The organism is Enterobacter cloacae complex sp. BZL2005 (genome assembly GCF_049238885.1).
GTDB lineage: Bacteria > Pseudomonadota > Gammaproteobacteria > Enterobacterales > Enterobacteriaceae > Enterobacter > Enterobacter roggenkampii.
Map to the genome: position 1 here is coordinate 1 of NZ_JBMKGI010000038.1, position 3,932 is coordinate 3,932.

6 protein-coding genes and 2 pseudogenes are annotated in these 3,932 nt (G+C 51.0%); 5 read left to right on the forward strand and 3 right to left on the reverse strand.

Annotated features, from left to right (window positions below; all coding sequences use genetic code 11):
- From ACOTXI_RS24110 to fghA, 5 genes are all read left to right on the forward strand, one after another.
- A partial coding sequence (locus ACOTXI_RS24110; protein ID WP_024193989.1) for an IS1 family transposase occupies positions 1 to 90 on the forward strand: 90 nt, incomplete at its 5' end.
- A 113-nt stretch (positions 91 to 203) separates the two neighbouring features.
- Complete coding sequence (frmR, locus tag ACOTXI_RS24115; RefSeq protein WP_017384071.1) at positions 204 to 479, forward strand: formaldehyde-responsive transcriptional repressor FrmR; 276 nt, start codon at positions 204 to 206, stop codon at positions 477 to 479.
- A 34-nt stretch (positions 480 to 513) separates the two neighbouring features.
- Positions 514 to 1,623 (forward strand): S-(hydroxymethyl)glutathione dehydrogenase, encoded by a 1,110-nt coding sequence (gene frmA, locus ACOTXI_RS24120; protein WP_017384070.1) that lies wholly within the window; start codon positions 514 to 516, stop codon positions 1,621 to 1,623.
- Between the two features lie 43 nt (positions 1,624 to 1,666).
- Positions 1,667 to 2,065 carry a VOC family protein gene (locus ACOTXI_RS24125; RefSeq protein WP_012561111.1) on the forward strand — a complete coding sequence of 133 codons (399 nt, stop codon included), beginning with the start codon at positions 1,667 to 1,669 and terminating at the stop codon, positions 2,063 to 2,065.
- Between the two features lie 64 nt (positions 2,066 to 2,129).
- The gene (gene fghA / locus ACOTXI_RS24130) at positions 2,130 to 2,966 is read left to right on the forward strand and encodes an S-formylglutathione hydrolase (protein WP_012561110.1); all 837 of its coding nucleotides are present in this window, start codon (positions 2,130 to 2,132) and stop codon (positions 2,964 to 2,966) included.
- A gap of 27 nt (positions 2,967 to 2,993) precedes the next feature.
- Here the strand turns inward: fghA and ACOTXI_RS24135 are convergent.
- The 3 genes and pseudogenes from ACOTXI_RS24135 to ACOTXI_RS24145 form a co-directional block, all read right to left on the reverse strand.
- A pseudogene (locus ACOTXI_RS24135) lies at positions 2,994 to 3,146 on the reverse strand (resolvase); the annotation flags it as partial.
- Positions 3,147 to 3,260: 114 nt separating this feature from the next.
- Positions 3,261 to 3,537, reverse strand: a pseudogene (locus ACOTXI_RS24140) (IS3 family transposase); the annotation flags it as partial.
- A gap of 16 nt (positions 3,538 to 3,553) precedes the next feature.
- On the reverse strand, positions 3,554 to 3,932 hold a 379-nt coding region (locus tag ACOTXI_RS24145), incomplete at its 5' end, for a transposase (RefSeq protein ID WP_421766152.1).

Here is a 3,932-nt window from a genome sequence, read left to right on the forward strand (position 1 = left end):
CTGGGCAGGAAGTCACTGTCGTTCTCAAAATCGGTGGAGCTGCATGACAAAGTCATCGGGCATTATCTGAACATAAAACACTATCAGTAAGTTGGAGTCATTACCGGTGCTCTGATATATTTATTATACTATAGTGGGGTATGTGTTGATCTTAATGTAATACTCCCCTATAGTATAAGAAATACAGAGCAGTGAGGTAAGCAATGCCCAGTACTCCTGAAGAGAAAAAAAAGGTCCTAACCCGGGTTCGCCGTATCCGGGGTCAGATTGATGCTCTGGAAAGAGCACTTGAAAGTGGCGCTGAATGCCGTTCCGTTCTCCAGCAAATCGCCGCCGTCCGGGGCGCCGCTAACGGACTGATGGCAGAGGTGCTGGAGAGCCACATACGGGAAACCTTTGACCAGAATGACAGCTACAGTCATGAAGTCAGTAAATCAGTTGACGATACGATTGAGCTGGTTCGTGCCTATCTTAAATAGGTGAGGCCATTATTACATTGAGGATATATTACGTATGAAATCACGTGCCGCTGTTGCATTTGCACCAGGGAAGCCCCTGGAGATTGTTGAAATTGATGTTGCTCCGCCTAAAAAAGGCGAGGTGCTGATTAAAAACACCCACACAGGTGTCTGCCATACCGATGCCTTTACCCTCTCAGGGAATGACCCTGAGGGCGTTTTCCCGGTGGTTCTCGGCCACGAGGGAGCCGGTATCGTCGTTGAAGTTGGTGAAGGCGTCACCAGTGTGAAGCCGGGTGACCATGTTATTCCGCTCTACACCGCTGAATGCGGGGAGTGTGAATTCTGCCAGTCCGGTAAAACGAACCTCTGTGTATCGGTTCGCGAGACTCAGGGCAAAGGACTGATGCCTGACGGGACCACTCGCTTTTCATACAACGGTCAGCCTCTTTACCACTACATGGGATGTTCCACATTCAGTGAATACACCGTTGTGGCCGAGGTTTCTCTGGCAAAAATTAACCCGGAGGCGAACCATGAACACGTCTGCCTGTTGGGTTGTGGCGTGACTACCGGTATTGGCGCCGTCCATAACACGGCTAAAGTGCAGCCGGGCGATTCAGTTGCCATTTTTGGTCTGGGGGCAATTGGTCTGGCTGCGGTACAGGGGGCCCGTCAGGCAAAAGCGGGACGTATTATCGCTATCGATACTAATCCGACAAAATTTGACCTGGCCCGTCAGTTCGGGGCCACTGACTGCATTAACCCGAATGATTATGACAAACCGATTAAAGATGTTCTGCTGGATATCAACAAGTGGGGTATTGACCATACCTTTGAATGTATCGGTAACGTTAACGTCATGCGTGCAGCGCTGGAAAGTGCTCACCGTGGGTGGGGGCAGTCCGTTGTCATTGGTGTCGCAGGGGCCGGACAGGAGATTTCCACCCGTCCTTTCCAGCTGGTCACCGGGCGCGTATGGAAAGGTTCCGCGTTTGGCGGAGTAAAAGGCCGCACTCAGCTCCCCGGTATGGTCGAGGATGCCATGAAGGGGGATATTGACCTTGAGCCATTTGTAACCCATACGATGACACTGGATGAAATCAATGACGCCTTCGAGCTTATGCATGAAGGCAAATCTATCCGGACAGTGATTCATTACTGATCCCATCAGAATTTTAATCAACTCAAACTGAAGGAAGTGGAAAATGACAACTCCGGTAATTTCTGGTGACGGCATCTTTTCTCATGTGTTCATTGGCGCAGCCGATGTCGAGAAATCCTCCGCATTTTACGATGTCGTCCTGGGCACGCTTGGTATCAATAACCTCGGCCCGTTTGGCAACGGCTGGGTACTCTATGGCCGCGAAAAGCCGGCATTTATCATTGCCCGTCCGGGCAACGGTGAAGCACCTTCCGCTAACGGGGTGACTGTCGGCTTCGCTGCTGCCACCCCGGAAGAGGTTGATGCTTTCCATGCTGCCGGCCTTGCCGCCGGTGGAGCTGATGAAGGTCAACCTGGCCCGCGTGGTCACCTTCCCGGGGCCTATGCTGCCTACCTGCGGGATCCGGCGGGTAACAAAATCACGGCGTATACGTTTATCTGACGTCCGGATTTAAAGATACTTCCCCTGGCTTCGGTCAGGGGAAATAACCATGAGATAACGGCTGATGGAACTCATTGAGCAGCATGCCAGCTCTGGCGGCTGGCAAAACGTGTACCGGCATTATTCACAATCCCTTAATTGTGAAATGAATTTCGGTGTGTATCTTCCTCCCAAAGCAGTAACAGAAAAACTGCCGGTACTATACTGGTTGTCGGGCCTGACCTGTACTGAGCAGAATTTCATCACCAAATCAGGTATGCAGCATTATGCAGCCCGGCATAACGTCATCGTTGTTGTCCCGGATACCAGTCCCCGGGGTAATAATGTCCCGGATGCCGACAGTTACGATCTTGGCCAGGGGGCCGGTTTTTATCTGAACGCGACGGAACAGCCGTGGAATGTTCATTACAGGATGTATGACTATATTCTCAGAGAGCTTCCGGATGTCGTCATGAATCATTTTCCTGCAACGGCAAGAAAATCTATATCCGGTCATTCTATGGGAGGGCTGGGTGCTCTGGTGCTGGCTCTGCGAAATCCTGGTGAATATGTGAGCGTATCAGCATTTTCCCCGATAGTATCGCCTTCTCAGGTGCCATGGGGGCAACAGGCATTTAGCGCTTACCTGGGTGAAAACAGAAAAACGTGGGAAGCCTACGATCCAGTCAGCCTCATTTTACAGGGTGAAAAATTACCAGAAATCTTCATTGATCAGGGGCTGAGTGACGCCTTTTATGAAGAGCAACTGCGCACCAAAATCCTTGAGAGAGTATGCAATGAGATGAACCTCAATGCGTCGTTCCGATATCATACTGGATACGACCACAGCTATTATTTCATTTCCAGCTTTATTGGTGAGCACATTGCTTACCATGCCAACAGGCTCAGGCTGTCAGCATGAGTTGATTTCCAGCCTCAGAAAATGTGCTTAATTTTCAGGCCTGAACAGGGCCTGAACCCTGCAGACCTGAGATGTACTGTAACTGGTGGCTTCAGCAGTTTCTCTTATGCTCAGTTTCTTGACCTGTCGGTAATACAGAACTTTCTTATGTCGTTCCTGATCGGCCTGTTTGCCCCGGTGAATCGCCACGGATAATCTAGACACTTCCGAGCCGTTGATGGACTGACCCCGCCCCGGTAGACGATCCTGCCCTATAGTTTGGACTGACCCCACGCCTGTAGACAAATCCTGTCCTCACGACGAGGCCTGTTCGAAGGCCTCCGGACTGACGTCGCCGAGGTGGCTGTGGCGCCGGGACCGGTTATAGAAGACTTCAATGTAATCGAAGATCCGCCCGGGCCAGATCCCTGGTTTTATATATGCGTTTTCTGATCCGTTCTTTTTTCAGCGAACTGAAGAACGATTCGGCCACCGCATTATCCCAGCAGTTGCCACGCCGGCTCATGCTCGGCGCCAGGTTATTGGCCCGGTAGAAGCGCTGCCAGTCGTCACTGCCGTACTGGCTGCCCTGGACGCCCTTCTAAGAGTCAAGCTGTTATCGGGATACTGTTGATCCGCCTGTTTTGATTGCGCAGTAACGTGTAAACTTCGCGGGAGATATATCGCTTTAGACAGCGTATCGCTTCCATTTTTGTATGTCCTTCGGCTACACGCCTGGCGACATATTCCTTTGTTTTTGCGTCAGTTCGTAAGCGTCCGATGGCGATGATGTGAAGTGCACTATTTGCAGCACGATCTCCACCACGATTAAGTCGGTAACGGTTCGTTTTTCCAGAAGAAACGGGGACCGGGCTGACACCGGCACTGTTGCAAATAGTCGGTGGTGATAAACTTATCATCCCCTTTTGCTGATGGAGCTGCACATGAACCCATTCAAAGGCCGGCATTTTCAGCGTGACATCATTC

What these genes read in the sequence shown, in the direction of transcription:
- frmR (WP_017384071.1), top strand. Translation starts at nt 204, where the DNA reads ATGCCCAGTACTCCTGAAGAGAAAAAAAAGGTCCTAACCCGGGTTCGC.
- frmA (WP_017384070.1), top strand. Translation starts at nt 514, where the DNA reads ATGAAATCACGTGCCGCTGTTGCATTTGCACCAGGGAAGCCCCTGGAG.
- ACOTXI_RS24125 (WP_012561111.1), top strand. Translation starts at nt 1,667, where the DNA reads ATGACAACTCCGGTAATTTCTGGTGACGGCATCTTTTCTCATGTGTTC.
- fghA (WP_012561110.1), top strand. Translation starts at nt 2,130, where the DNA reads ATGGAACTCATTGAGCAGCATGCCAGCTCTGGCGGCTGGCAAAACGTG.